This is a genomic window from Microbaculum mangrovi (assembly GCF_051390635.1).
Taxonomy (GTDB): Bacteria; Pseudomonadota; Alphaproteobacteria; order Rhizobiales; family Tepidamorphaceae; genus Microbaculum.
Window position 1 is genome coordinate 684220 of record NZ_JBPODT010000002.1, and the last position, 21750, is coordinate 705969.

The 21750-nt window shown below is 64.9% G+C and carries 21 protein-coding genes; 15 read left to right on the forward strand and 6 right to left on the reverse strand.

Features of this window, described 5'->3' with window-relative positions:
- Nucleotides 1–75 precede the first annotated feature (75 nt).
- On the forward strand, nt 76–954 hold the full coding sequence (locus tag ACSF9G_RS09650; RefSeq protein WP_436640933.1) for an OmpA family protein: 879 nt from the start codon (nt 76–78) through the stop codon (nt 952–954).
- 28 nt (nt 955–982) lie between these two features.
- On the opposite strand, the gene ACSF9G_RS09655 is transcribed toward ACSF9G_RS09650, so the two are convergent.
- Both ACSF9G_RS09655 and ACSF9G_RS09660 read right to left on the reverse strand, forming a co-directional pair.
- Nucleotides 983–1915, reverse strand: a complete 933-nt coding sequence (locus ACSF9G_RS09655; protein ID WP_436640935.1) for an alpha/beta fold hydrolase — start codon at nt 1913–1915, stop codon at nt 983–985.
- A gap of 2 nt (nt 1916–1917) precedes the next feature.
- On the reverse strand, nt 1918–4338 hold the full coding sequence (locus ACSF9G_RS09660) for a lytic transglycosylase domain-containing protein (protein ID WP_436640937.1): 2421 nt from the start codon (nt 4336–4338) through the stop codon (nt 1918–1920).
- A 188-nt stretch (nt 4339–4526) separates the two neighbouring features.
- On the opposite strand from ACSF9G_RS09660, the gene dapA reads away from it, so the two are divergent.
- Both dapA and smpB read left to right on the forward strand, forming a co-directional pair.
- Nucleotides 4527–5408 (forward strand): 4-hydroxy-tetrahydrodipicolinate synthase, encoded by an 882-nt coding sequence (gene dapA, locus ACSF9G_RS09665; protein WP_436640939.1) that lies wholly within the window; start codon nt 4527–4529, stop codon nt 5406–5408.
- A 20-nt stretch (nt 5409–5428) separates the two neighbouring features.
- Nucleotides 5429–5905 (forward strand): SsrA-binding protein SmpB, encoded by a 477-nt coding sequence (gene smpB / locus ACSF9G_RS09670; protein WP_436640941.1) that lies wholly within the window; start codon nt 5429–5431, stop codon nt 5903–5905.
- Nucleotides 5906–5917: 12 nt separating this feature from the next.
- On the opposite strand, the gene ACSF9G_RS09675 is transcribed toward smpB, so the two are convergent.
- Both ACSF9G_RS09675 and ACSF9G_RS09680 read right to left on the reverse strand, forming a co-directional pair.
- Nucleotides 5918–6562, reverse strand: coding sequence for a uracil-DNA glycosylase (locus ACSF9G_RS09675; RefSeq protein ID WP_436640943.1), 645 nt, complete (start codon nt 6560–6562; stop codon nt 5918–5920).
- A 26-nt stretch (nt 6563–6588) separates the two neighbouring features.
- Nucleotides 6589–7230 (reverse strand): LabA-like NYN domain-containing protein, encoded by a 642-nt coding sequence (locus ACSF9G_RS09680; RefSeq protein ID WP_436640945.1) that lies wholly within the window; start codon nt 7228–7230, stop codon nt 6589–6591.
- A 335-nt stretch (nt 7231–7565) separates the two neighbouring features.
- On the opposite strand from ACSF9G_RS09680, the gene rpoZ reads away from it, so the two are divergent.
- The 11 genes from rpoZ (at nt 7566) to ACSF9G_RS09735 (ending at nt 17126) form a co-directional block, all read left to right on the forward strand.
- On the forward strand, nt 7566–7940 hold the full coding sequence (gene rpoZ, locus ACSF9G_RS09685) for a DNA-directed RNA polymerase subunit omega (protein ID WP_436640947.1): 375 nt from the start codon (nt 7566–7568) through the stop codon (nt 7938–7940).
- Between the two features lie 158 nt (nt 7941–8098).
- A complete protein-coding gene (locus ACSF9G_RS09690; protein ID WP_436640949.1) occupies nt 8099–10318 on the forward strand; it encodes a RelA/SpoT family protein in 2220 nt (739 codons plus the stop codon).
- A gap of 19 nt (nt 10319–10337) precedes the next feature.
- Complete coding sequence (pyrE, locus tag ACSF9G_RS09695) at nt 10338–10925, forward strand: orotate phosphoribosyltransferase (RefSeq protein WP_436640951.1); 588 nt, start codon at nt 10338–10340, stop codon at nt 10923–10925.
- A gap of 71 nt (nt 10926–10996) precedes the next feature.
- Nucleotides 10997–11581 carry a DUF2062 domain-containing protein gene (locus ACSF9G_RS09700; protein ID WP_436640953.1) on the forward strand — a complete coding sequence of 195 codons (585 nt, stop codon included), beginning with the start codon at nt 10997–10999 and terminating at the stop codon, nt 11579–11581.
- Complete coding sequence (locus ACSF9G_RS09705; RefSeq protein ID WP_436640955.1) at nt 11581–12354, forward strand: pyridoxine 5'-phosphate synthase; 774 nt, start codon at nt 11581–11583, stop codon at nt 12352–12354. The genes ACSF9G_RS09700 and ACSF9G_RS09705 overlap by 1 nt, the downstream gene beginning before the upstream one ends.
- Before the next feature lie 27 nt (nt 12355–12381).
- Nucleotides 12382–12789, forward strand: coding sequence for a holo-ACP synthase (acpS, locus tag ACSF9G_RS09710; RefSeq protein ID WP_436640957.1), 408 nt, complete (start codon nt 12382–12384; stop codon nt 12787–12789).
- A gap of 120 nt (nt 12790–12909) precedes the next feature.
- A complete protein-coding gene (gene lepB, locus ACSF9G_RS09715) occupies nt 12910–13668 on the forward strand; it encodes a signal peptidase I (protein ID WP_436640959.1) in 759 nt (252 codons plus the stop codon).
- On the forward strand, nt 13668–14372 hold the full coding sequence (gene rnc, locus ACSF9G_RS09720) for a ribonuclease III (protein WP_436640961.1): 705 nt from the start codon (nt 13668–13670) through the stop codon (nt 14370–14372). Before lepB ends, rnc begins: the two co-directional genes overlap by 1 nt.
- Complete coding sequence (gene era, locus ACSF9G_RS09725) at nt 14365–15306, forward strand: GTPase Era (RefSeq protein WP_436642102.1); 942 nt, start codon at nt 14365–14367, stop codon at nt 15304–15306. The genes rnc and era overlap by 8 nt, the downstream gene beginning before the upstream one ends.
- 39 nt (nt 15307–15345) lie before the next feature.
- Entirely contained in the window at nt 15346–16062 is a 717-nt protein-coding gene (recO, locus tag ACSF9G_RS09730; protein WP_436640963.1) for a DNA repair protein RecO, read from the forward strand.
- A 368-nt stretch (nt 16063–16430) separates the two neighbouring features.
- The gene (locus tag ACSF9G_RS09735) at nt 16431–17126 is read left to right on the forward strand and encodes a L,D-transpeptidase (protein WP_436640965.1); all 696 of its coding nucleotides are present in this window, start codon (nt 16431–16433) and stop codon (nt 17124–17126) included.
- Nucleotides 17127–17131: 5 nt separating this feature from the next.
- On the opposite strand, the gene ACSF9G_RS09740 is transcribed toward ACSF9G_RS09735, so the two are convergent.
- Both ACSF9G_RS09740 and ACSF9G_RS09745 read right to left on the reverse strand, forming a co-directional pair.
- On the reverse strand, nt 17132–18163 hold the full coding sequence (locus ACSF9G_RS09740; RefSeq protein ID WP_436640967.1) for an FUSC family protein: 1032 nt from the start codon (nt 18161–18163) through the stop codon (nt 17132–17134).
- Nucleotides 18160–19266 carry a hypothetical protein gene (locus ACSF9G_RS09745; RefSeq protein ID WP_436640969.1) on the reverse strand — a complete coding sequence of 369 codons (1107 nt, stop codon included), beginning with the start codon at nt 19264–19266 and terminating at the stop codon, nt 18160–18162. The genes ACSF9G_RS09740 and ACSF9G_RS09745 overlap by 4 nt, the downstream gene beginning before the upstream one ends.
- 84 nt (nt 19267–19350) lie before the next feature.
- Between ACSF9G_RS09745 and parC the strand changes: the two genes are divergently transcribed.
- Nucleotides 19351–21633, forward strand: coding sequence for a DNA topoisomerase IV subunit A (gene parC, locus ACSF9G_RS09750; RefSeq protein WP_436640971.1), 2283 nt, complete (start codon nt 19351–19353; stop codon nt 21631–21633).
- Nucleotides 21634–21750 lie beyond the last annotated feature (117 nt).

A 21750-nucleotide genomic window follows, 5' to 3' on the forward strand; every position in this document is an offset into this window, starting at 1 on the left:
CCGAAGGCGTCGACCATCCGTCTGGTTCGAAACGCCTGACTTCCCGATCTGACGAACCGCGCCGGGCCGTGTTTTATGCCGATCCATTTCGGGCATTACCGCCCATTTGTCATCGCCGGCGTCATTTTCGTCGCGAGCCTCGCTTTCCTTCCTGTATCCGGCGGCCTGGCTTCGAATTCCGGATGGACGGCGTCCAGATCCCCCGAGTCCCCCGCCTACGGCCTCACGATCAGGCTGACGCGCAATACCATCGAACTCCGCGGCTCCGTTCCGGACGAGCAGTCAAAGGCGACAATCGTTGCGGCCGCCGAGGCGGCGTTTCCCGACAGGTCGCTGACGACAATCGTCGTCGAACGGCCTGGCGCGCCGCCACTGTTTGCAGATGCAGCCGAGCGGGCGGTCGAGATGATGACCCGTTTGGCGCAGGGCGAGGCGAGCCTGAGCGATGGCCGGATCTCCGTGACCGGAGCCGCCTTTCACCGATCCGCGAAAACCGAGTTGCTGCGGGCCCTCGCGACCGGTTGGCCGGAGGGCTATGAAGCCGACGACATCGATGTGTCAGCGGGACCGTCCGGAGCGGTTGTGGCCGCGCCACTCTGCGAGGCCGCGATCGAGACGGCCATGGACGGCCGCAGGATCGAATTCGAGGTGGGCCGGGCGCAAATGCGTGCCGACAGTCGCCCCGCGCTCGACCGGATCGCCTATGAAGCTGCGCGCTGTCCGGACACCTTGATCGCAGTCGCCGGACATACGGATTCGGACGGCACGGACGAAGCCAACTACAGGCTCAGTCTCGAAAGAGCGCGCACGGTCGTGGACCTTCTCGTCGCCGAGGGCCTCGCTCCGAAACGCTTCACAGTACTCGGATACGGAGAAAGCCGGCCGATGGCCTCGAACGGCTCGGACGCCGGCAAGACGCGCAACCGTCGGATCGAACTGGTCCTGCGGGACTGAACGCCCGGGCGGCCGGCCGTCGACGCCTCTAGGATCGTCGGTCTTCGGCGGCTGTAATGAACGCGGAAATCCGGTTCAGAACGGTCGGTTCGAACAGGAGCGGGGCGTGGCCAGTGCCGTCGACCGTCAGGAGTTCCAGATCGGGATGGAGGTCCCGCATCCGCTCGGCCGTCTCCGCCGACAGGATGTCGGAATGGTCGCCTCGAACCACCATGACGGGGATGTGCGCTAGGCCGTCGAATTGCGGCCACATCGTCGGCAGCGGCTGGCTAAAATCGATATTGTTCAGCGTTTTCATCAGCTTGGCGTCGAAGTCGCGCTGTGGCCTGCCATCCTTGTCGGCGTAGGTCCGGCGTGCGAAGAGGTCCCAGCCCGGATCGTCGAGAGCGGGGAAATGAGCCTCGTACGCCCGTTTCAGACCATCGATGGCCTGGTCCCATGTCGCCGGAACGTTCGTGCCGGACAGAACATTCTTGATGCGCAGCAGGCCACGCCCGTCGATCGCCGGTCCGATATCGTTCAAGACGACGGCTTCGAGAACGGTCGGACGGGCCGCGGCCAACAGCATGGTGACGAGGCCGCCGCGGGAGGTGCCGACGAAGGCGGCCGTTTCGATGCCGCGAGCGACGAGCACGTCCAGCACATCGGCCATTTCGACCATTGGCGAGTAGTTCTTCCAGTTCCGGTCGTGGCCCGAGCCGCCGCGTCCTCGGAAGTCCATGGCGACGATGCGCCGGGGCCGGTGCTTGTGGGTCGAAAGGAAGATCGCGAGTTCGTGGAAGTCGCGGGCGTTGCGGGTCAGGCCGGGCAGGCAGACGACGGGCAGGTGAGGGCCGGTTCGCTCTCCGTATTCGCGCAGATGAAGCCGCAGCCCGTCGCGCGCCGTAACATAGACATCACGCCATCCCGCCGACGCTTCGGAGGTTTCCGGGAGCGTCTCGGCAACCGCCGTATCCGCCATGGTCAGTGCCCCTCGCCGAATCCCAGCGCGGTTGTCGGTGCGCCGCCGGTATCGAGCGGGCCGTTGCCGAAGCCGCTGAAGACGCCAGGCACGCCACTGTCGTAGATGCCGCCGGGACGAATGCTGTTTTCTACGGCGATCATGGTGTTCCCGTAGCCGATCGGCAGTCTCAGGTCGTCGGCGATGAGCAGTTTCTGGCTTCCACCGAGGCTGGCGCGGTAGACCTGCAGGCCCTCCATCACGCGCTGGACGTAGTTGCGCGTTTCGTTGAAGGGAATGAGCTCCACCCAGTCGACGGGATCGATCTCGCCCTTGCGCGGATCGCCGAACCGCTCGACCCACTCGCTGACGCGGCCGGGGCCGGCATTGTAGGCGGCGAAGACCAGGGCGTAGGCGTTGTCGTAATAATCCGCGAGTTCGCCGAGATGGGCGGCGCCGAGGGTCGCGTTGTAGCGCGGATCCGCGGTCAGGCGCTTGAGATCGTAAGGCTGGCCGACGGAGCGGGCGGTCGCCTTGGCCGTCGCCGGCATCATCTGCATCAGGCCGCGTGCGCCGGCCGGGCTCACGGCCTCCGGATTGAATACGCTTTCCTGGCGGGCGATCGCATAGACCACGGCCGGGTCGATCGGTGCGCCCATCTTCGGATAGTCAGGCATGCCGTCCGTCGAGAATGCATAGGCATCCGTCGGCGCGCCCGCCTGGCTGCCGCGCTTGCCGATCCACACGGTGCCCCATTTCATGCCCATCCGCTGAGCGGTTTCGGCCAGCCCGACGAGGGTAAGCGGGTCGTCGGTCTCGTTGGCCATCGAGATCATGTATCGGGCCGCGCGGTCCTTTTCACCGATCTGGGCGAGCAGGCGCATGGCGCGAACGCTGTCGCGCTCGTTGATGATACGTCTGGCCGTATCGGCGAGGAGCGGCTTGTCGGGGGCGGGCACCGAATTGCGGCCGACGCGGTCGAGCGCCAGCTGACCATAATAGGTCGTCGGAAACGCGCCGGCGGCCAGATAGTGCTCGAGCGCCCGTTCCGGTTCTCCGCCTTCTTCGGCTGCACGGCCGAGCCAGTATTCCGCCCGCGCCTGGCTGATGGGCGTCGTGGCGATCGTCTTCAGTTCGGCAAAGTGCTTTTTCGCGGTTTCCGCATCTTTCAGGAAGCGCAGCGCGATCCAGCCGGCGTGCCATTCGTTCTCCAGCTGGTCGATCGGGGACACCGCGGCATGTGTGCTGACGAGGTCGTAGGCCGCCTTGGCGTTGTCCTCCTCGATCAGTTCGCGCGCGATGATACGCCGCTCCAGCGCCCATTCGTCGGGATCCACGAGCTTGTCATCGTCGAAGGTCGCGGACAGTAGCAGCTTGGCCGCCTCCGTTTCCTTGCCGGTGCGGCGGTACCATTGCACCTTGGACAGCAGATATCCCGGGTCTTTCTTCGAGGCGTCCGGCAGCTTGTCGAGCGCAGAGCCGGCCGCCTTGGAGCGCCGGATCACGGCGATTCGCGCTTCGGCCAGCTTCAGCTCGTTGCCGCCGAGCTTCTTCGCCGCCCGGAGCGCCGCCGACGTCTCGCCTTTGTAAAGCAGGCGGTCCATGCGCGCCTTGTGGTCTTCACTGGTCAGGTTCTTTCCAAACCGCTCCAGAATCAGCTTTTCCTCGCCCTGGGTCAGCGACGCGCTGCGCCACAGCGCGCGGATCATCGCACGCGCCCTGTCGAGGCTGCCGGCCTTGTCCAGTGCGCTGGCGAACACGATGGTGCCGGCGCTGCTCAACGGGGCCTCGTCTTCAAAGGCGGCGATGACGGCATCCGGTTTCGCCCGCTGGGCGAGCAGGGCGACCTCGAATCGCTTGCGGATGAGCTCGCGGTTGGGCCAATCGGGATTGTTGTCGAGGAAATCCGCTATCCGGGAGTAGGGTGCCGATAGCGAGTAATCGCGCACATAGAGAAATTCGATAAGCGTCCGCGCCGCGGGATCGGAAATCTTCTTCTTGATGGCCAGGGCGGCGTCGAAGCGTCGCGCGGAGATGTGGTTGACCGCCTCGCGCACCGCAGTCGCCGTGGCGTCGTCGGCGACGGCCCCGAGGGCTCCGTCCGACCCGAACCTGGGGCCGGCTTCCGCGGGCCGCTGCCTCGGCAGGGCGATACCATTCGAGGAGAAGTCCGGGCCGGGCGCGGTATCGTCGCCGATTTCCGCATCCGCCGTGCTGGTATCGGTGCCGATGGCTTCGGTCTCGGCGGCATCGGTCTCGGCGCTATCGGTTTCGGCGGCATCCGTTTCGGTGCCGCCAACCTCGGCGGCGTCCACCTTCGTTGCGGCCGACCCTGGGCGTTCCCGCGGCAGCGGGATATCGGACGCGGTCAACGCGAAGCCGGTGCCAGGCGCGACAAACGCGCCGGCGGCGAGGCCAATTGCGACGAGCCGTGGTATCGACATAAACAGAAACTTTCATTGTAAAGTCTGAAAAAATGATGATAGCGGGACGTTTTTGGCGAGAACGTGTCATCGCTCAAGCGCCCGGCGGCGGTAGACAAGCCCGCTGCTTGCCGCTACGGGGTCCAGAATCTATGCTCCACGCCGCTCTAATCCCCGGCCAGGCAGCCGGATAGAAGGAACGCAAAGCCATGTTTACCGGATCGATCACCGCACTCATCACGCCGTTCTCGAACGGGGCGGTGGACGAGAAAGCGTTCCAGGACTTCGTCGACTGGCAAATTACGGAAGGCACCAACGGTCTGGTCCCGGTCGGGACGACCGGTGAGTCGCCGACTTTGAGCCACGAAGAGCACAAGCGGGTCGTCGAACTGTGCATAGAGGCGGCGCGGAAGCGCGTTCCTGTCATCGCCGGGGCCGGGTCGAACAACACGGCCGAGGCCATTGATCTGGCCAGGCACGCTGAGCAGGCCGGCGCCGATGCCGTCCTGGTCGTCACGCCGTACTACAACAAGCCGAGCCAGGAAGGCCTCTATCGGCACTACAAGGCGATCAACGACGCCGTCGGTATCCCGATCTTCATCTACAACATCCCGGGACGCAGTGTCGTCGACATGAGCGTCGAGACCATGGCCCGGCTCTTCAGGGATTGCGATAACATCGTCGGCGTGAAGGACGCGACCGCCAATCTGAGCCGGCCGAGCCTCCAGCGCATGGCGTGCGGCAAGGACTTCATCCAGCTCTCGGGGGAGGACCCGACGGCGCTCGCCTTCAATGCCCATGGCGGGGTCGGGTGCATATCGGTGACTTCGAACGTCGCCCCGCGCCTGTGCGCCGAGTTCCAGCGCGCCTGCCTGGCGGGCGACTACGCCACCGCGCTCGACTATCAGGATCGCCTGATGCCGCTGCACCGGGCCCTGTTCATCGAGACGAGCCCGGCGCCGGTGAAGTACGCGATATCGCTGCTCGGCCGGATCAAGCCGCTGGTCCGACTGCCGGTTGTCGAGGTTGGCGAAGCGACAAAGGTGGAAGTGCGCGATGCTATGGTGCACGCCGGAATTCTGAACGCCTGAGGCAAAGAAGGTTCTGTAACATGGCGACGGCGCAGAAGGCGCCGGCGGGCAAGCTCGTTGCCGAAAACCGCCGGGCGCGATTCGACTATGAAATCCTCGACACCGTCGAGGCCGGTATCATCCTGACCGGCAGCGAGGTCAAATCGCTGCGCGAGGGCAGGGCGAGCCTGTCGGAGTCCCATGCCGGCGAGATGCGCGGCGATCTGTGGCTGTTCAACGTCCACATTCCCGAATACGGGCCGGCGAACCGCTTCGGCCACGAACCGAAGCGCCCGCGCAAGCTTTTGCTGCATCGCCGCGAGATCAACCGGCTGATCGGTGCCGTCCAGAAGGAAGGCATGACGATCGTCCCGCTGAAGCTCTATTTCAACGAGCGCGGTATCGCCAAGCTGCTGATCGCGCTCGCCCGCGGCAAGAAGGCCCACGACAAGCGCGAGACGGAGAAAAAGCGCGACTGGCAGCGTGAAAAGGCGCGTGTCATGAGAGACCGCGGCTGAGGCTGGGGCGATTCAGCCGATTTCGTCCCGGACCGCCGCGAACACCGCCTTGAACATCTCCGGTGTCAGCCGGCCCGTGTTGGTGTTGTAGCGTGAGCAGTGATAGCTGTCGAAAAGCGCGAGCGATCCGAGATCGTGCCGGCCAAGATCGTGTCTGGCAGCGTGGGCGAACGGATGTGCCGCCCGGCGCGCGCCGAGCGCCGACAGAACCGACTCGTGCGCGATACGCCCGAGCGCGACGATTGCCCTCAGCCCCGCGGTTTCGGCGATCGTTGCGCTGAGAAACGGCCGGCAATTGCCGATTTCCGATCCCACGGGCTTGTTTTGCGGCGGCACGCACCGCACCGCGTTGGTGATCCGGCAGCCCACGAGCGTCAATCCGTCAGCGGGATCGGCGCGATAGCTCCCCCGCGCGAATCCGAATTCGGACAGGGTCGCGTATAGAAGATCGCCGGCATAGTCGCCGGTGAACGGCCGACCGGTCTTGTTGGCGCCTTTCAGTCCAGGCGCCAGCCCCACCACCAACAAGGACGCATCCGCCGGCCCGAAGCTCGGTACCGGCGCATTGAAAAAGTCGGGATAGGCAGTGCGGTTACTGGCGCGAAAATCCGCGAGCCGTGGGCATGCGCGGCAGTCTCTGGGCGGTTCGGACGTCAAATCTGGAGCTCGTCGGCGGCAATCGGTCAGGACTCGACGTAATCTTCGTCGTAGTCGTCTTCGAATTCGTCGCCGGTGTCGCGCTGCGTCCGCTCGGCGACCGCCTGCTCGCGCCGGGCGGCGCGCTCGGCCTTTTCGGTCGGATCGCGGCCGATCTGCGCCTGCAGCCTGGACAGATCGACGAAGACGTCGGCCTGACGGCGCAGTTCGTCGGCGATCATCGGCGGCTGCGAGGAGATGGTCGAAACGACGCTGACCCGCTTGCCCTTTCGCTGCAACGCCTCGACGAGCGAGCGGAAATCGCCGTCGCCGGAGAACAGCACGATGTGATCGACCCTGTCGGCGAGCTCCATCGCGTCGACGGCAAGTTCGATATCCATGTTCCCCTTCACCTTGCGACGGCCCGTCGCGTCGTAGAACTCCTTCATCGGCTTGGTGACGACCGTGAAGCCGTTGTAGTCGAGCCAGTCGATCAGCGGGCGGATCGAGGAGTATTCCTGATCTTCCGCCAGGGCGGTGTAGTAGTACGCTCTGATGAGGGTGCCCTTCGATTCGAATATTCCAAGCAAACGCTTGTAATCGATATCGAATCCGAGCGCGCGTGACGTCGCGTACAGGTTTGCCCCGTCTATGAATAGCGCGATGCGCTCGTGCGCGTAGAATTTCATTGTTAATCCTTCCACTTATGCATGCGCCCTAAATAACGGCCGTGCTCGACGTCGGTTCGTCGTCTGAAATCGGACCCATCTGCGGCAGCAATTGCCGTAAGATAAGGTGTTGGCCGTCGCCCCCAGCGCCTGATTAGCTGTATATGTGCACTGCGGAATTCGCAAGCAGCCCTTATAACTGAGATGTGATTGCCCGGCGTTGTCCCCATTATGGCTAAACCCGCCGAATGGCACCGATTCTCACGGAGCCGGCTGATGCTTAAGCCTTGTCAATATCGCGAGGAACGCGTATATGCGGCCTCAAACCTCCCTTTAACGACCCGGAGACCCCTGTCATGGCCCGCGTGACGGTCGAAGATTGCATCGACAAGGTCGATAACCGTTTTGAGCTGGTGCTACTCGCAAGCCATCGCTCCCGCATGATCTCCAACGGCGCGTCGATCACCATCGATCGGGACAACGACAAGAATCCCGTCGTGGCCCTGCGTGAGATCGCCGACCAGACCGTCTCGCCGGACGATCTGACGGAGGAGCTTATCCACTCGATGCAGAAATTCGTCGAGGTCGACGAGCCCGAGCCCGATACCGTGCCGGTGGTCGCCGTCGCCGCCAGCGGCGAGTCGGACGATGACATCCAGTTCGACCGGATGTCCGAGGAAGAACTGCTGAAGGGCCTCGAGGGCCTGACGCCGCCGGAAGACCGTGAGTGATCCAGGCCGCGGTTCCGACGATAGCTGAACACAGTCCGCCGTTCTTTCGTGCCGGTAAAGGCAGGGCCGGCGGACAGGCCGTTTCCGAGGCGCTTCCGCGCGTTTCCGATTTGACGGCCACCCCGGGATCGCCCCGGGAGGTGGCATGGTAAGCCGCCATGATGCGCCAATACGAGCTGGTCGAGCGCGTCACTAGCTACGACCCCGACGCCGACGAGGCCCTGCTCAACCGCGCCTATGTCTACGCGATGAAGGCGCATGGCACGCAGAAGCGCGCCTCGGGCGACCCGTACTTTTCGCATCCTCTCGAAGTTGCCGCGATTCTCACCGAGCTGAAGCTCGACGACGCCACCATCGCCGCCGCGCTTCTGCACGACACCATCGAGGATACCGAGACCACCCGGGCGGAAATCGACAGGCTGTTCGGCGAGGAGATCGGCGAGCTAGTCGACGGGCTCACCAAGATCAAGAAGCTCGACCTCGTCTCCAAGGCGCTCGAGCAGGCGGAGAACCTGCGCAAGTTCATGCTGGCGATCTCCCGCGACGTGCGGGTGTTGCTGGTCAAGCTGGCCGACCGCCTGCACAACATGCGCACCCTCGACCACGTGCCGGAAGCCAAGCGCAACCGGATCGCCGAGGAGACCATGGACATCTATGCGCCGCTGGCCGGGCGCATGGGCATCCAGTGGATGCGGGACGAGCTGGAGGAACTCGCTTTCCGCCAGCTGAACCGGCAGGCCTACGAGATGATCGCCTCCAGGCTGGCGATGATGCGCGACGCCAACGGCGAAGCGATCCGCGAAATCGAGCAGGCCCTCACGATCAAGCTGGCCGACCGCGGCATCGAGGCCGTGGTGATCGGACGCGAGAAGCGGCCATATTCGATATGGCGCAAGATGGAGCGCAAGTCCGTCTCCTTCGAGCAGCTCTCCGACATCATCGGCTTCCGCGTCATCGTCGGCTCGATCGAGGACTGCTACCGCACCCTGGGCATCGTCCACACGACGTGGCCGACGGTGCCGGGGCGGTACAAGGACTACATTTCGACGCCGAAGCAGAACGACTACCGTTCGATCCACACGACCGTGATCGGACCCCGCCACCGCCGCGTCGAACTGCAGATCCGCACCCGCGAGATGAACGACATCGCGGAATACGGCATTGCCGCGCACGCCCTCTACAAGGACGGCGTGCCCGCCAAACCCGGCAACGGCGACGGCCGCAGCGAGATCGAAAGCGGCGCCTACCGTTGGCTTCGCCGTCTTGTCGAGATGGTTTCGGAGGGCAATACGCCGGAAGAGTTTCTCGAGCACACCAAGCTCGAGCTGTTCCAGGACCAGGTGTTCTGCTTTACTCCGAAAGGTCGTCTGATCGCCCTGCCGCGTGGCGCCAACGCCATCGACTTCGCCTATGCCGTCCATACCGACATCGGCAACACCGCGATCGGGTGCAAGATCAACGGGCGCATGTCGCCTTTGATCAGCGAGCTGCATAATGGCGACGAGGTGGAAATCATCACCTCCAAGGCGCAGTCGCCGTCGCCGGCCTGGGAGGCCATCGCGGTGACCGGCAAGGCCCGGTCCGCGATCCGGCGGGCGACGCGGGACGCCTCGCGCAAGCAGTATTCCGAGCTCGGCCGCCAGATCCTTATGCGGGCCGTCGACCGCGCCGGAAAGGCCTATTCGGACGAGCGCCTGGCGGCGGTTCTTCCGCGGCTTGCGCAGCACAATGTCGAGGACGTGCTAGCCGCCGTGGGGCGTGGCGAGTTGGCGTCGCGCGACGTGCTGAAGGCGCTTTTCCCCGACTATCAGGAGGAACGGCCCAAGCGCGCGGCGCACGGCCGCAAGGAAGAAGGGTGGTTCGGCCTGCGCCGGGCCATGAGCCTGAAATTCCGATCTCCCGGACCCGACACCGGCGAGCGCAGCGGTGCCATTCCGATCCGGGGCATCAAGGGCGACTTGCCGGTGCGATTCGCCGCCAATGGCGGCGCCGTCCCGGGCGATCGCATCGTCGGCATCATGTCGCCGGGCGAGGGCATCACGATCTATCCGATCCAGTCGCCGGAACTGAAGACGTTCGACGACTATCCCGAGCGATGGCTCGATGTGCGCTGGGACATCGACGAGGAAAGCCCGGAACGCTTTCCCACCCAGATCGTCGTACGTGCGATAAACGAACCCGGTACGCTCGCCCAGGTGGCCCAGGTGATCGCCGAGAACGATGCCAATATCGACAATGTCAAGATGACGACGCGCACCGCCGACTTCCACGAGATGACCATTGACCTTGAGGTCTGGGACCTGAAGCACCTCAACACGATCATCTCGCTGCTCAAGGGCAACAAGTCCGTCAATTCGGTGCAGCGGGTGAACGGCTAGAATGGACAGGGAGACGATTTTGAACACGGACACCGTCCTCGACGAGTTCCGCGCCGCAGGCGCCCTTCTGGAGGGGCATTTCGTCCTCTCGTCCGGCCGCCATAGCGGCGCCTATCTGCAGTGCGCCCGCGTGCTGATGGAGGCGAGGCGGGCTGAACGGCTGTGCCGCGCGCTCGCCGACAAGATCCGCGCCCGCTTCGACGAACCGTTCGATCTGGTCGTCTCGCCCGCCATGGGGGGCGTTGTCGTCGGCTACGAGATGGGCCGCCAGCTCGGCGTTCCGGCTATTTTCATGGAGCGGGTCGATGGAAGCTTCGCGTTGCGGCGCGGTTTCGATATCGCCCCCGGCGCTCGCGTCCTGATGGTCGAGGATGTGGTGACGACCGGTCTTTCGTCGCGCGAATGCATCGCCGCGATCGCTGCTGCGGGTGGACATTGTGTCGCTGCCGCCTGCCTGGCTGACCGCTCCAACGGCACGGCGGACGTAGGCGTGCCGCTGGTTTCGCTGGTCGCGCTTGAGGTTTCATCCTATGCGGATGACGAAGTACCGTCAGAATTGGCTGCAATACCGGTTACAAAACCCGGCAGCCGGTTTCTGAAATCGTAACGGCCGGACCGTAGTTTGAACGTAATCTGCACCCTGACTGAGTGGCCCGGCGAGGGCATTTAGATCGAGCCATGCTTTTCAAGCGTAGAGACAAGACCCCGCTTCCGGAACGCGTCCGTGTCGCTCTCTGGCCTCGGCGCTCCTGGGGCCGCTCGTTTCGTTACATCGGAAAGCGGGTTTTGCGGCTGTCGGCGTCGCCGCACGCCATCGCCGCCGGTTTCGCCGCGGGCGCCATGGTCTCCTTCACCCCATTCGTCGGTCTGCATTTCATCCTGGCTGCGATCCTCGCCTTCGTCACCGGTGGAAACATACTCGCCTCGGCGCTCGGCACGGCGCTCGGCAATCCGCTGACCTTTCCCTTCATCTGGGCGGCGTCTTATCGGACCGGGCTGCTTATCGTGGGGGGCAGCGGTGCCGGACATCCTCCGATCGACATGAGCCTCGGTCTGTTCGCCCATTCCTGGGATGCCTTGATGCCGGTGCTGACGACGATGCTTATCGGCGCTGTGCCCCTTGGTATTATCGCCTGGATCGTCTTTTATTTCCTCGTGCGCACCATCGTGCGGTCGTTCCAGGCCGCGCGACGACGCCGTTTCGAGGAACACGCCGCCCGCAAGGACGTGGTGGCGCCTACGTCACTGGGGAGTGAAGGCTGATGTCGGGTTTTGGAAAGGGCCAGCTGCGGCTCGGCGTGAACATCGATCACGTGGCGACCATCCGCAATGCGCGCGGTGGACGGCACCCCGATCCGGTGCGCGCCGCACATATTGCCGTGGAGGCTGGTGCCGAGGGCGTCACCGCGCACCTGCGCGAGGATCGCCGCCACATCACCGACGAGGACATCGCGCGCCTGAGCGTCGAGATCGACCGTCCGCTCAATCTGGAAATGGCGGCGACCGACGAGATGCTGGAAATCGCGCTGCGCCACAAGCCGCATGCCGCCTGCATCGTCCCGGAAAAGCGGGAGGAGCGCACCACCGAAGGCGGGCTCGATGCCGCCGGCGGCCACAACCACTTGCAGCGTTTCGTCTCCGAGTTGTCCGGCATTGGCATTCGCGTGTCGCTGTTCATCGAGGCGGAGGAACGGCAGATGGATGCCGCCGCCGCGCTCGGCGCGCAGGTGGTCGAGATCCATACCGGGCGCTATTGCGATCTGGCGCTGGCGGGCGACGGGCCGGGCCGCGAGCGCGAGCTGGAACGCATCCGCAAGGCCGCCGCCTATGCCGCCTCGGTGGGCCTCGAAGTCCATGCCGGCCACGGCCTGACCTACGAGACCGTCGGCGGCGTCGCCGTGATCCCCGAGGTGGTCGAGCTCAACATCGGTCATTTCCTGATCGGCGAGGCGATCTTCTCCGGTCTCGATTCGGCGGTCCGCCGCATGCGTTCGCTGATGGACGCCTCCCGCGTCCGGCAGGTGAGCCAGGGCTGACGGCCCGGCGATATCCGCGTTCATACGATGATACTGGGACTCGGCAACGATCTGATCGACATCCGCCGCATCGAGAAATCGCTCGATCGGTGGGGCGACAAGTTCGTTCAACGCATATTCACCGACATCGAGCAGGAGAAGTCCGATCGCCGCAAGCTGCGCGCTGCCTCCTACGCCAAGCGTTTCGCCGCCAAGGAAGCGTGCTCGAAGGCGCTGGGAACGGGGTTTCGCCGTGGCGTCTACTGGCGCGACATGGGCGTGGTGAATCTTCCCAGCGGACGTCCCACCATGCAGCTCACCGGAGGGGCGCGGCGCATCCTGGAGGAACTCACGCCGGAAGGCTGCGAGGCGCAGATCGACCTCACCATCACCGACGATTTCCCTCTGGCCCAGGCGATCGTCATCATCACGGCCGTGCAGGCGCGACCGAAATAAGTCGCCCGAACTTCCGGGCCACGCCGCGTTTTCGCCATTTCGCGGGCATTGATTGCGGCGCGAACATGAACCCGCTATACGGGGCAGGCCTCCGGCGCCGGCTCCCCGGAGATTTCATCGATGAGTGTCATGACCGATAAGAAGTCCAAGGAACAGGGCGGGTTCGGGGAAACCATCCGCGTTGTCATCCATGCCCTGATTCTGGCGTTGATCGTCCGGACGTTTCTGTTCCAGCCGTTCAATATCCCGTCCGGATCGATGATGCCGACGCTTCTGATCGGCGACTATCTGTTCGTTTCGAAATACAGCTACGGCTATTCGCGATATTCGTTGCCGTTCGGTCCCAACCTGTTCTCCGGCCGCATCTGGGCAAGCGAGCCGAACCGCGGCGACGTCGTGGTTTTCAAGCTGCCCCGCGATACCAGTACCGATTACATCAAACGCGTGATCGGCTTGCCGGGCGACGAGATCCAGGTGAAGGACGGCATCCTGTACATCAACAGCGAGGCGGTGCCGCGCGAGAAGGTCGAGGACTACGTCTCCACCGACGCGAACGGCCGCACCTCGCGGGTCGCCCGCTACGTCGAGACGCTGCCGAACGGTGTTTCCTATCAGGTACTTGAACTCGGCGATAACGGCTTCGGCGACAACACGCCGGTCTACAAGGTTCCCGCCGGCCAGTTCTTCATGATGGGCGACAACCGCGACAATTCCACCGACAGCCGCTTCCTGAGCCACGTCGGCTACGTTCCCTTCGAGAACTTCGTCGGCCGCGCCGATGTCATCTATTTCTCGATCGACGAAAACACGTCCATCTGGGAGGTCTGGAAATGGCCGACCGACCTCAGGTGGGACCGCTTCTTCGACCTTGTACGCTGATGGCCGCTCCGACGACGGCTGCGCTCGCGGATATCCTCCAGTACCGGTTCCGGGACAACGACCTGCTGGTGCAGGCGCTGACCCACGCCAGTGCGGTGTCCGACGGTAGCCACGAGACATATCAGCGACTCGAGTTTCTCGGCGACCGCGTCCTCGGGCTCGTGATCGCCGATATTCTGTTCGAAATCTTCTCCGAGGCCGACGAGGGCGAGCTGTCTCGGCGGCTCGCCGCCCTGGTGCGGCGCGAGACCTGCGCCGACGTCGCCCGCGAGATCGGGCTCGGCCGGCATATCTGGCTCGGCGAGGGCGAGGCGCAGACCGGCGGCCGGCGCAAGGACGCGATCCTTGGCGACGTATGCGAAGCGGTGATCGGAGCGATCTATCTCGATGGCGGCATGGAGACGGTGCGGGATTTCATTGCTCGCAACTGGGCCAGTCGGTTGCGTGACGTTTCGCCGCGCCTGAAGGACGCCAAGACCTCCTTGCAGGAATGGGCGCATGCCCAGGGCCTCGGTCAGCCGGTTTATCGCATGCTGGAACGGACGGGCCCGGATCATGCGCCGCTGTTCCGGATTTCCGTGAGCCTGTCGGGACTGGATCCGGCCGAGGCGACCGGCACCAGCAAGCGCTTCGCCGAGCAGGCCGCCGCGGAGGCTGTTCTGGTACGGGAGGGCGCCTGGGAGGCGGCAGGTGGCGATGTCTGAGAGCGGATCTTCGACGACGGGTGGCGGCGAGGCCGGCGGCCTGCATCGGTGCGGGTTTGTCGCGCTGATCGGCGCGCCGAATGCGGGTAAGTCGACCCTGCTCAATCGGCTCGTCGGGGCCAAGGTATCGATCGTCACCCACAAGGTGCAGACAACGCGCACGCTGGTGCGCGGCATTGCCTTGCGAGAGAACACGCAGATCGTCTTCGTCGACACGCCGGGTATTTTCTCGCCCCGCCGCCGTCTCGATACGGCGATGGTCCGGACGGCGTGGTCCGGCGCAACGGATGCCGATCTCGTCGTGCTTCTCGCCGATGCGCGCAAGGGGCTCGACGAAGGCGCGGCGGCGATCCTTGCCAGGCTCGCCGATGTGAAGCAGCCGAAGTTCCTGGCGCTCAACAAGATCGACACGATGCGCCGCGACAATCTGCTCGAGGTCGTCGCTGGCTTCAACGAGGCCCTGCAGTTCGACGAGACCTTCCTGATCTCGGCGCTGACCGGCGACGGCGTCGACGATCTGTTCGCCGCGATCTCCGAACGGATGCCGGAGGGGCCCTGGCATTACCCGGAAGACCAACTTTCCGACTTCCCGATGCGCCAGCTCGCCGCAGAGATCACGCGCGAGAAGCTCTATCTCCGCCTCCACAAGGAATTGCCTTACGAATCCCACGTGGAAACGGAGACGTGGGAGGAGCGCAAGGACGGCTCGGTGCGGATCGAGCAGGTGATCTACGTTACCCGTGACAGTCAGAAGGCCATCGTGCTCGGCAAGGGCGGACGCACCATCAAGGACATCGGCGCCGCGGCGCGCGAGGACCTCGCCGAAATCCTCGGCGTTCCGGTCCATCTGTTCCTGTTCGTCAAGGTTCGTGAAGCCTGGGCCGACGACCCCGAGCGCTATCGTGAGCTCGGCTTGGAGTTTCCCAGGAACTGATCCCCGCGAAACCGGCGCGAATTCGGCTAGTATCCCGCCATGGAATGGCGCGACGAGGGTATCATTCTGGGCCTGAGGCGGCACGGCGAGACGAGTGCCATCGTCGAGCTGTTCACGGCCGCGCACGGCCGCCATCTCGGGCTTGTCCGCGGCGGCCGCTCACGCCGGCTCCAGGTCGTGCTGCAACCGGGCAATTCGGTACATGCGATCTGGAGGGCGCGCCTCGACGAGCATTTGGGTGCCTATACCGTCGAGCCCGACATCTCCCGCGCCGCCACGCTGATGGAAAGCCAGGCGGCGCTGTTCGGTTTCGCGACCCTGGCCGCGCATCTCCGGCTTCTGCCCGAACGCGACCCCCATCCCGAACTCTACAGTCGGGTCCTCGAGGCGCTGCCGCTTCTGTCGGATCCCCGTACCGGCGCTTGCGAGATCGTCCGGTTCGAGCTGACCCTGCTCGCCGATCTGGGCTTCGGTCTCGACTTGGCCGAATGTGCCGCGACGGGCGCGCGACAGGAGCTGGTCTATGTCTCGCCGAAGTCGGGCAGGGCGGTTAGCCGGCAGGCTGGGGATCCCTATGCCGACCGTATGCTGAAACTGCCGGCCTTCCTGCGCCTCGACGCATCCGATGCGCCTGTCGAGGACGTTTTGGAAGGCTTCGCCCTGACCGGCTATTTCCTGGAACGTCATGTCTTCGAGCCGCGCCGCATCGCCATGCCCCCCGAGCGCGAAAGGCTGATCGCGCGCCTTCGTACATGACCAGGCCCGGGCCGGCCGCCCGCGGTTCGCTCGCACGGTGCCTGGCGTCCGCCGACAAGGACGCGAAGCGCGGCGCCGAAGAGTAGCGTCAAGTCCGGCACGGACGATTTCGGCAAGGCGGCGAGAATCTGCTAGGCAGTTTGCTTGAGGACCGACCGAATTGAGCTGTGTGGCTTTTCCGCACCAGAGCCGGGAACTTCCTGGCCCTCTCGGAATTTTCATTTCTCGAACACCGCGCGGCCATGATTGATATGAAAAATGCGAACTCGCGGGCAACGATGTCCGTTCGCGGGTGACAGTACTTGAAACGGCCCGGAAACTTTTCGCGGTCATCATGGTAAATGAATTGTTTGAAGTTGAGGCCGCAAATGTCTGATCTGACCCGTCGCAGTTTCGTTGTCGGCGCCGCCGCGCTCGGCCTGGCCGGTTGCCAGTCGAACCCGCCCCCCGCCCCGACGGCGGAAGTGGCGCCACCCAGTCCCTATGGTTCCGACTTCGCGATGATGTACGGGCCGGTTCCCAACGAGCCGTTCCCCATTCCCGCGGTCGACCCCTATCACCTCGATCCCGCCTTCATGCGCAAGCTCGTGGCCTATCCGACCACCGAGCTTCCCGGCACGATCGTCATCGATCCGTATGCCCACTATCTCTATTCTGTGCGTGAGGGCGGCATGGCGATGCGCTATGGCGTCGGGGTCGGTCGCGACGGCTTCGAATGGTCCGGTGACGCGACCATCGAGGCGAAGCGCGAGTGGCCGGACTGGTATCCGCCCAAGGAGATGATCGCGCGCCAGCCGGAGCTGGAGCCGACGCTGACCGACCTGCGGAGCGGCCGAGGCGTTGCCGGTGGCCCGACGAACCCGCTTGGCGCGCGGGCCCTGTATCTCTATCAGGGCAAGAAGGACACGCTTTACCGCATCCACGGCACGTTCGAGCCGTGGACGATCGGAAAGAGCGTTTCGTCCGGCTGCATCCGCATGGTCAACCAGGACGTCATCGACCTCTATAGCCGCACGCCGCTTGGCACGCGGGTCGTTGTGCTGGGGCAGGGGCCGATCGCCTGATCGGCTCAGGACCGATCCATAACCTCCATCGCGTGTCTCAGGCCCCGGTTCAGGCGCCGGGCGGCGAGGACGACGTTGAGCATCACCATCACGTCGTCGCGTGCGCCCTGCGTGCCCGACAGTTTCGGCGCCAGCAATTGCTCGATCCGGCGGGTCGGCTCGTCCAGGCGCGGAATTGCATCCGTTTGTCCGGAAACCAGGGATTTTTCGACGCGATCGAAGTTCTCGGCAATCAGCCGAGCGATGTCCGTCAGTTGCTCGGCCAGGTCGCTGCCCGGCCCGCGTCTTGCCGCCGGTTCACAGGCCTGGACGAGTGAATCGACGTGGCCGCGAAGCGCCGGCAGCACCGTAAGCGCGCCGCGGGCGAGCGCCCCGCTTCCGCCGATCAGCGCGCTTTCGGCTCTCAGCGCCTCCGCCAGCCGTTGCAGATCGGCCTCCGAGCTGCGGATGGCATCGGCCCGCGCGTCGATTGCCGTGGTCCATTTTCCCTGCGCGACGGCCTGAAGCGACTCGTGGGCAATCGTCTTCAGTGCCGCTACGTAGGTGTGGACCGTATCCAACGCGGGGCCGCGGGTCGGGATCGGTAGGACGGCGAGCGAGACGACGGCGGAGATCGCGGCGCCGATCGCCGTATCGACAAGCCGGGCGATCAGCAGCGCGTCGTTCGCGCCGCCGATCCTGAACAGGAAGACGAGCAGGATCGTCAGGGCAACGACCATCAGACGGTAGCTGGCGAACCGGAAGAACACGATGGCCGGACCGGAGATCAGCAAGGGCACGATGCCGGGAACGTCGGCCCGGGCGGCGGCCCAGTAGATCACCACGCCGGCAACGAGACCGACCAGCGTTCCAACGACGCGGTCTATCGATCTCGTCAGCGTCTCGCCGACCGTGCCGACCATGACGACGATCGCGGTCAGGACCACCCAGAATGGCCGTTCCAGCGAAATGACGTTAACGATCACGATCGCCAGGAGGGCGGCGGCCGCCACCTGGATCGCAATTCGGGTGCTAGGTAGAAGGCCGGTGCCCGTCATGCCGCCGGCCCCTTGGACGGCTCCGGCATTTCCGTCGCGAGCGCGACGTCGAGCTGGCGACGCGCCTCGAGGAGGTGAGAGAAGGTCAGTTTGACGTTCAAAGGCCCGAAGATCGCCTGATCGGGAGGCGATCCTCCAGAGGCGATCGTTTCGCCGACGGCCGCCTCGAGCCTGCCGAGCGTGGCGTCTGCGCGTGCGTCCGCATCGCGCGAAGGCTGTTCGAAAGCCGCCGCCACCGCATCTTCCGCTGCGGCAATCGTGGCAACCACCGCCTGCGGCAACTTATTGCCATTTCTGCGCGTTTCCTGAAGGTTGTCGGCGGCGTTCTCCCAGACACGCGCCAGGATTGCCACCGTGTGAAGCAGATGCAGATGCTGTTGTGTGCGACCGGGATCGAACTGGTCGGCCAGCATCCTCGCGCTATTGGCGTCCACGAGCAGGGCATTGACGCGGCGGACTGTGGCGCCGGCCTGTTCGGCCTCGCGTACATGTGTCCGCAGCACCATTGGAATCTCGTCGCGAAGCCGTTGGGTCGCCCGGGCGAGGCCGGTGCGGAACGTGCGGCGCGGCAGGAACCTGTAGCCGATCGCCAGACCCGCCAGCGTCGGCGGGACGCCCGCCGCCAGCACGCCTTGCGACACGTGGGCGGCGAGGACCTGGACGATCACGTAGCCGAGCGTACCGAGCAATCCGGCGCTGGGAAGCGGTTCTGGCCAGCGCCGCACGTAGAAGCCGAAGAATGCGATCGGGATCACGAGCGCTTGCGCGAGCCCGGGATGGGGCGCGACCGCGATGCCGAGCGCCGTGCAGCCCGCCACCGTCGTGCCGATCGTCAGAATGGCCCGATAGGATCCGGTCTCGGCGTCCGGGCGGGCGAACATCAGGGCAAAACCCGCGAAAAGACCCGCGAAAACCGCGGCGAAAGCGGCGTCGCGGGGCGGGGCGATGGGGCTGGCGAGCGCAAGCCCGCCACCGGCGGCCAGTCCGGCGATCAGACAGGTATAGCCTGTGAAGCGAAGATAGGTGCCGCTCGGGTCCATGCTCCGAAGCCGGATCGCCAGCCTTGCGCCCATCCCCCTGCGTTCGTCCACATCCGCCGCCACGTAAGCCCCTCCGGACAGCGACTATAGCGCCCGCTGCGCGAAGAATTCCTTTCCAGACTCGAAGGCTTCGGCTAACTCGTAACCATGGCCAAAAACACGCCCCCGCCGCCGACCGAGGGCGGCCCCGAAAGCGGTATCGAGCCGATCGACCTGCGCCAGGCGCTCGAGGAGCGCTATCTGTCCTATGCGCTGTCGACGATCATGCACCGTGCGCTGCCGGATGTGCGCGACGGGCTGAAGCCCGTGCACCGGCGGCTTCTCTTCGCGATGCGGCTTCTGAAGCTTGATCCGAATGCCGGCTTCAAGAAGTGCGCCCGCGTCGTCGGCGACGTCATGGGTAAGTTCCACCCCCACGGCGATCAGGCGATCTACGACGCGATGGTGCGTCTGGCCCAGGATTTCTCGGTGCGCTATCCGCTCGTCGAGGGGCAGGGCAATTTTGGCAATATCGACGGCGATAACGCCGCGGCGATGCGCTACACCGAGGCGCGGCTCACCGCCGTCGCCCAGCTTCTGCTCGACGGCATCGACGAGGACGCCGTCGATTTCCGCGAGACCTACGACGGCGAGGAAAGCGAGCCGGTCGTCCTGCCCGGTGCCTTCCCGAACCTGCTGGCCAACGGCTCCTCGGGCATCGCGGTGGGCATGGCCACCTCGATCCCGCCGCACAACGCCGCCGAGCTGTGCGACGCCGCGCTGCATATGATTCAATTTCCCAATGCGTCGGTCGAAACCCTTGTAAAGAAAGTCAAAGGGCCGGATTTCCCGACCGGCGGCGTGCTCGTCGAGAGCCACCAATCCATCGTCGAAAGCTATCGCACCGGCCGCGGCTCGTTCCGGGTCCGCGCCAAGTGGCATACGGAGGATCAGGGCAGGGGCACCTGGATCGCGGTCGTCACCGAGATCCCGTATCTGGTGCCCAAGAGCCGGCTGATCGAGAAGATCGCCGAGCTGCTGACGGCGCGCAAGCTGCCGCTGCTCGCCGACATCCATGACGAATCGGCGGAAGACATCCGCATCGTGCTCGAGCCGAAGAGCCGCACCGTCGATCCGGCGCTGCTGATGGAATCGCTGTTCAAGCTCACCGATCTGGAGAACCGGTTCCCGCTCAACATGAACGTCCTGAGCGCGGGCCGGGTGCCGATGGTGCACAGCCTCGCCGACGTTCTTCGCGAGTGGCTCAACCATCGCCGCGACGTACTGATCCGCCGGTCGAACCACCGCCTCGCCAAGATCGCCCACCGCCTCGAGGTGCTCGGCGGCTATCTGGTCGCCTACCTGAACCTCGACGAGGTGATCCGCATCATCCGCGAGGAGGACGAGCCGAAGACCGAGCTCATGAGGGCCTTCAAGCTCACCGACGTCCAGGCGGAAGCCATCCTCAACATGCGCCTGCGGTCGTTGCGCAAGCTCGAGGAAATGGAGATCCGCACCGAGCACGAGGCCCTGTCCAAGGAGCAGGCGGAGCTGCGTGATCTCGTCGCCGACGACGACAAGCAGTGGGCGACGGTCGGCGAGCAGATCAAGGACGTCCGCAAGACATTCGGGCCGGACACCGCGCTTGGCAGGCGGCGAACCGAGATCGGCGATGTCGGCGCTCTGCCCAGTGCCGATGCGCTGGAAGAGCTGAAGGAGGCCTTGATCGAGAAGGAGCCGGTCACGGTCGTCCTGTCGGAGAAGGGCTGGATTCGGGCACTCAAGGGCCATCAGGGCGATACCGCCGGATTGCAGTTCAAGAGCGGCGACCGGCTGAAGTTCGCCCTGCACGCACAGACGACGGACAAGATCCTGCTGTTCGCCACCGACGGTCGTTTCTTCACGCTGGGGGCCGACAAGCTGCCCGGCGGGCGCGGCCACGGCGAGCCGGTGCGTCTGATGGTCGATGTCGGCGAGAACCACGACATCGTCGCCGCCTTCGTCCACGACCCCGCCCGCAGGCTGCTGGTCGCGGCGACCGACGGGCGCGGGTTCGTGGTGCCAGAGGCCGAGATTGTCGCCAATACCCGCAAGGGCAAGCAGGTTCTCAACGTCAAGGCGCCGGACGAGGCGCGTGTCTGCGTGCCCGTGAGCGGCGATATGGTCGCGGTGATCGGCGAGAACCGGAAGCTGATTCTCTTCCCGCTGACCGAAATCCCTGAAATGACTCGCGGAAAGGGCGTTCGCCTGCAGCGCTACAGGGATGGCGGCCTGTCCGACGTCAAGGTGTTCACGCTGGCCGACGGCCTGAGCTGGATCGATTCCTCCGGCCGCACCTGGACCGTCATGGATCTCGACGAATGGCGCGGCGCCCGAGCCCAGGCCGGCCGCCTGCCACCCAAGGGATTCCCGAAGACCAACAAGTTCGGACGCGCGGTTTTGGGCGGATAGTCGCCGAAAAAGCGTGTGTTTCGGCTATCGGGCGTGCATTCGCGCCTTGAAGTGGGTGCGCGGCGTTCGATATATCGAGCGGGCGCGGATGGCGCCTCGTCGTCCGCGTACGTGTTT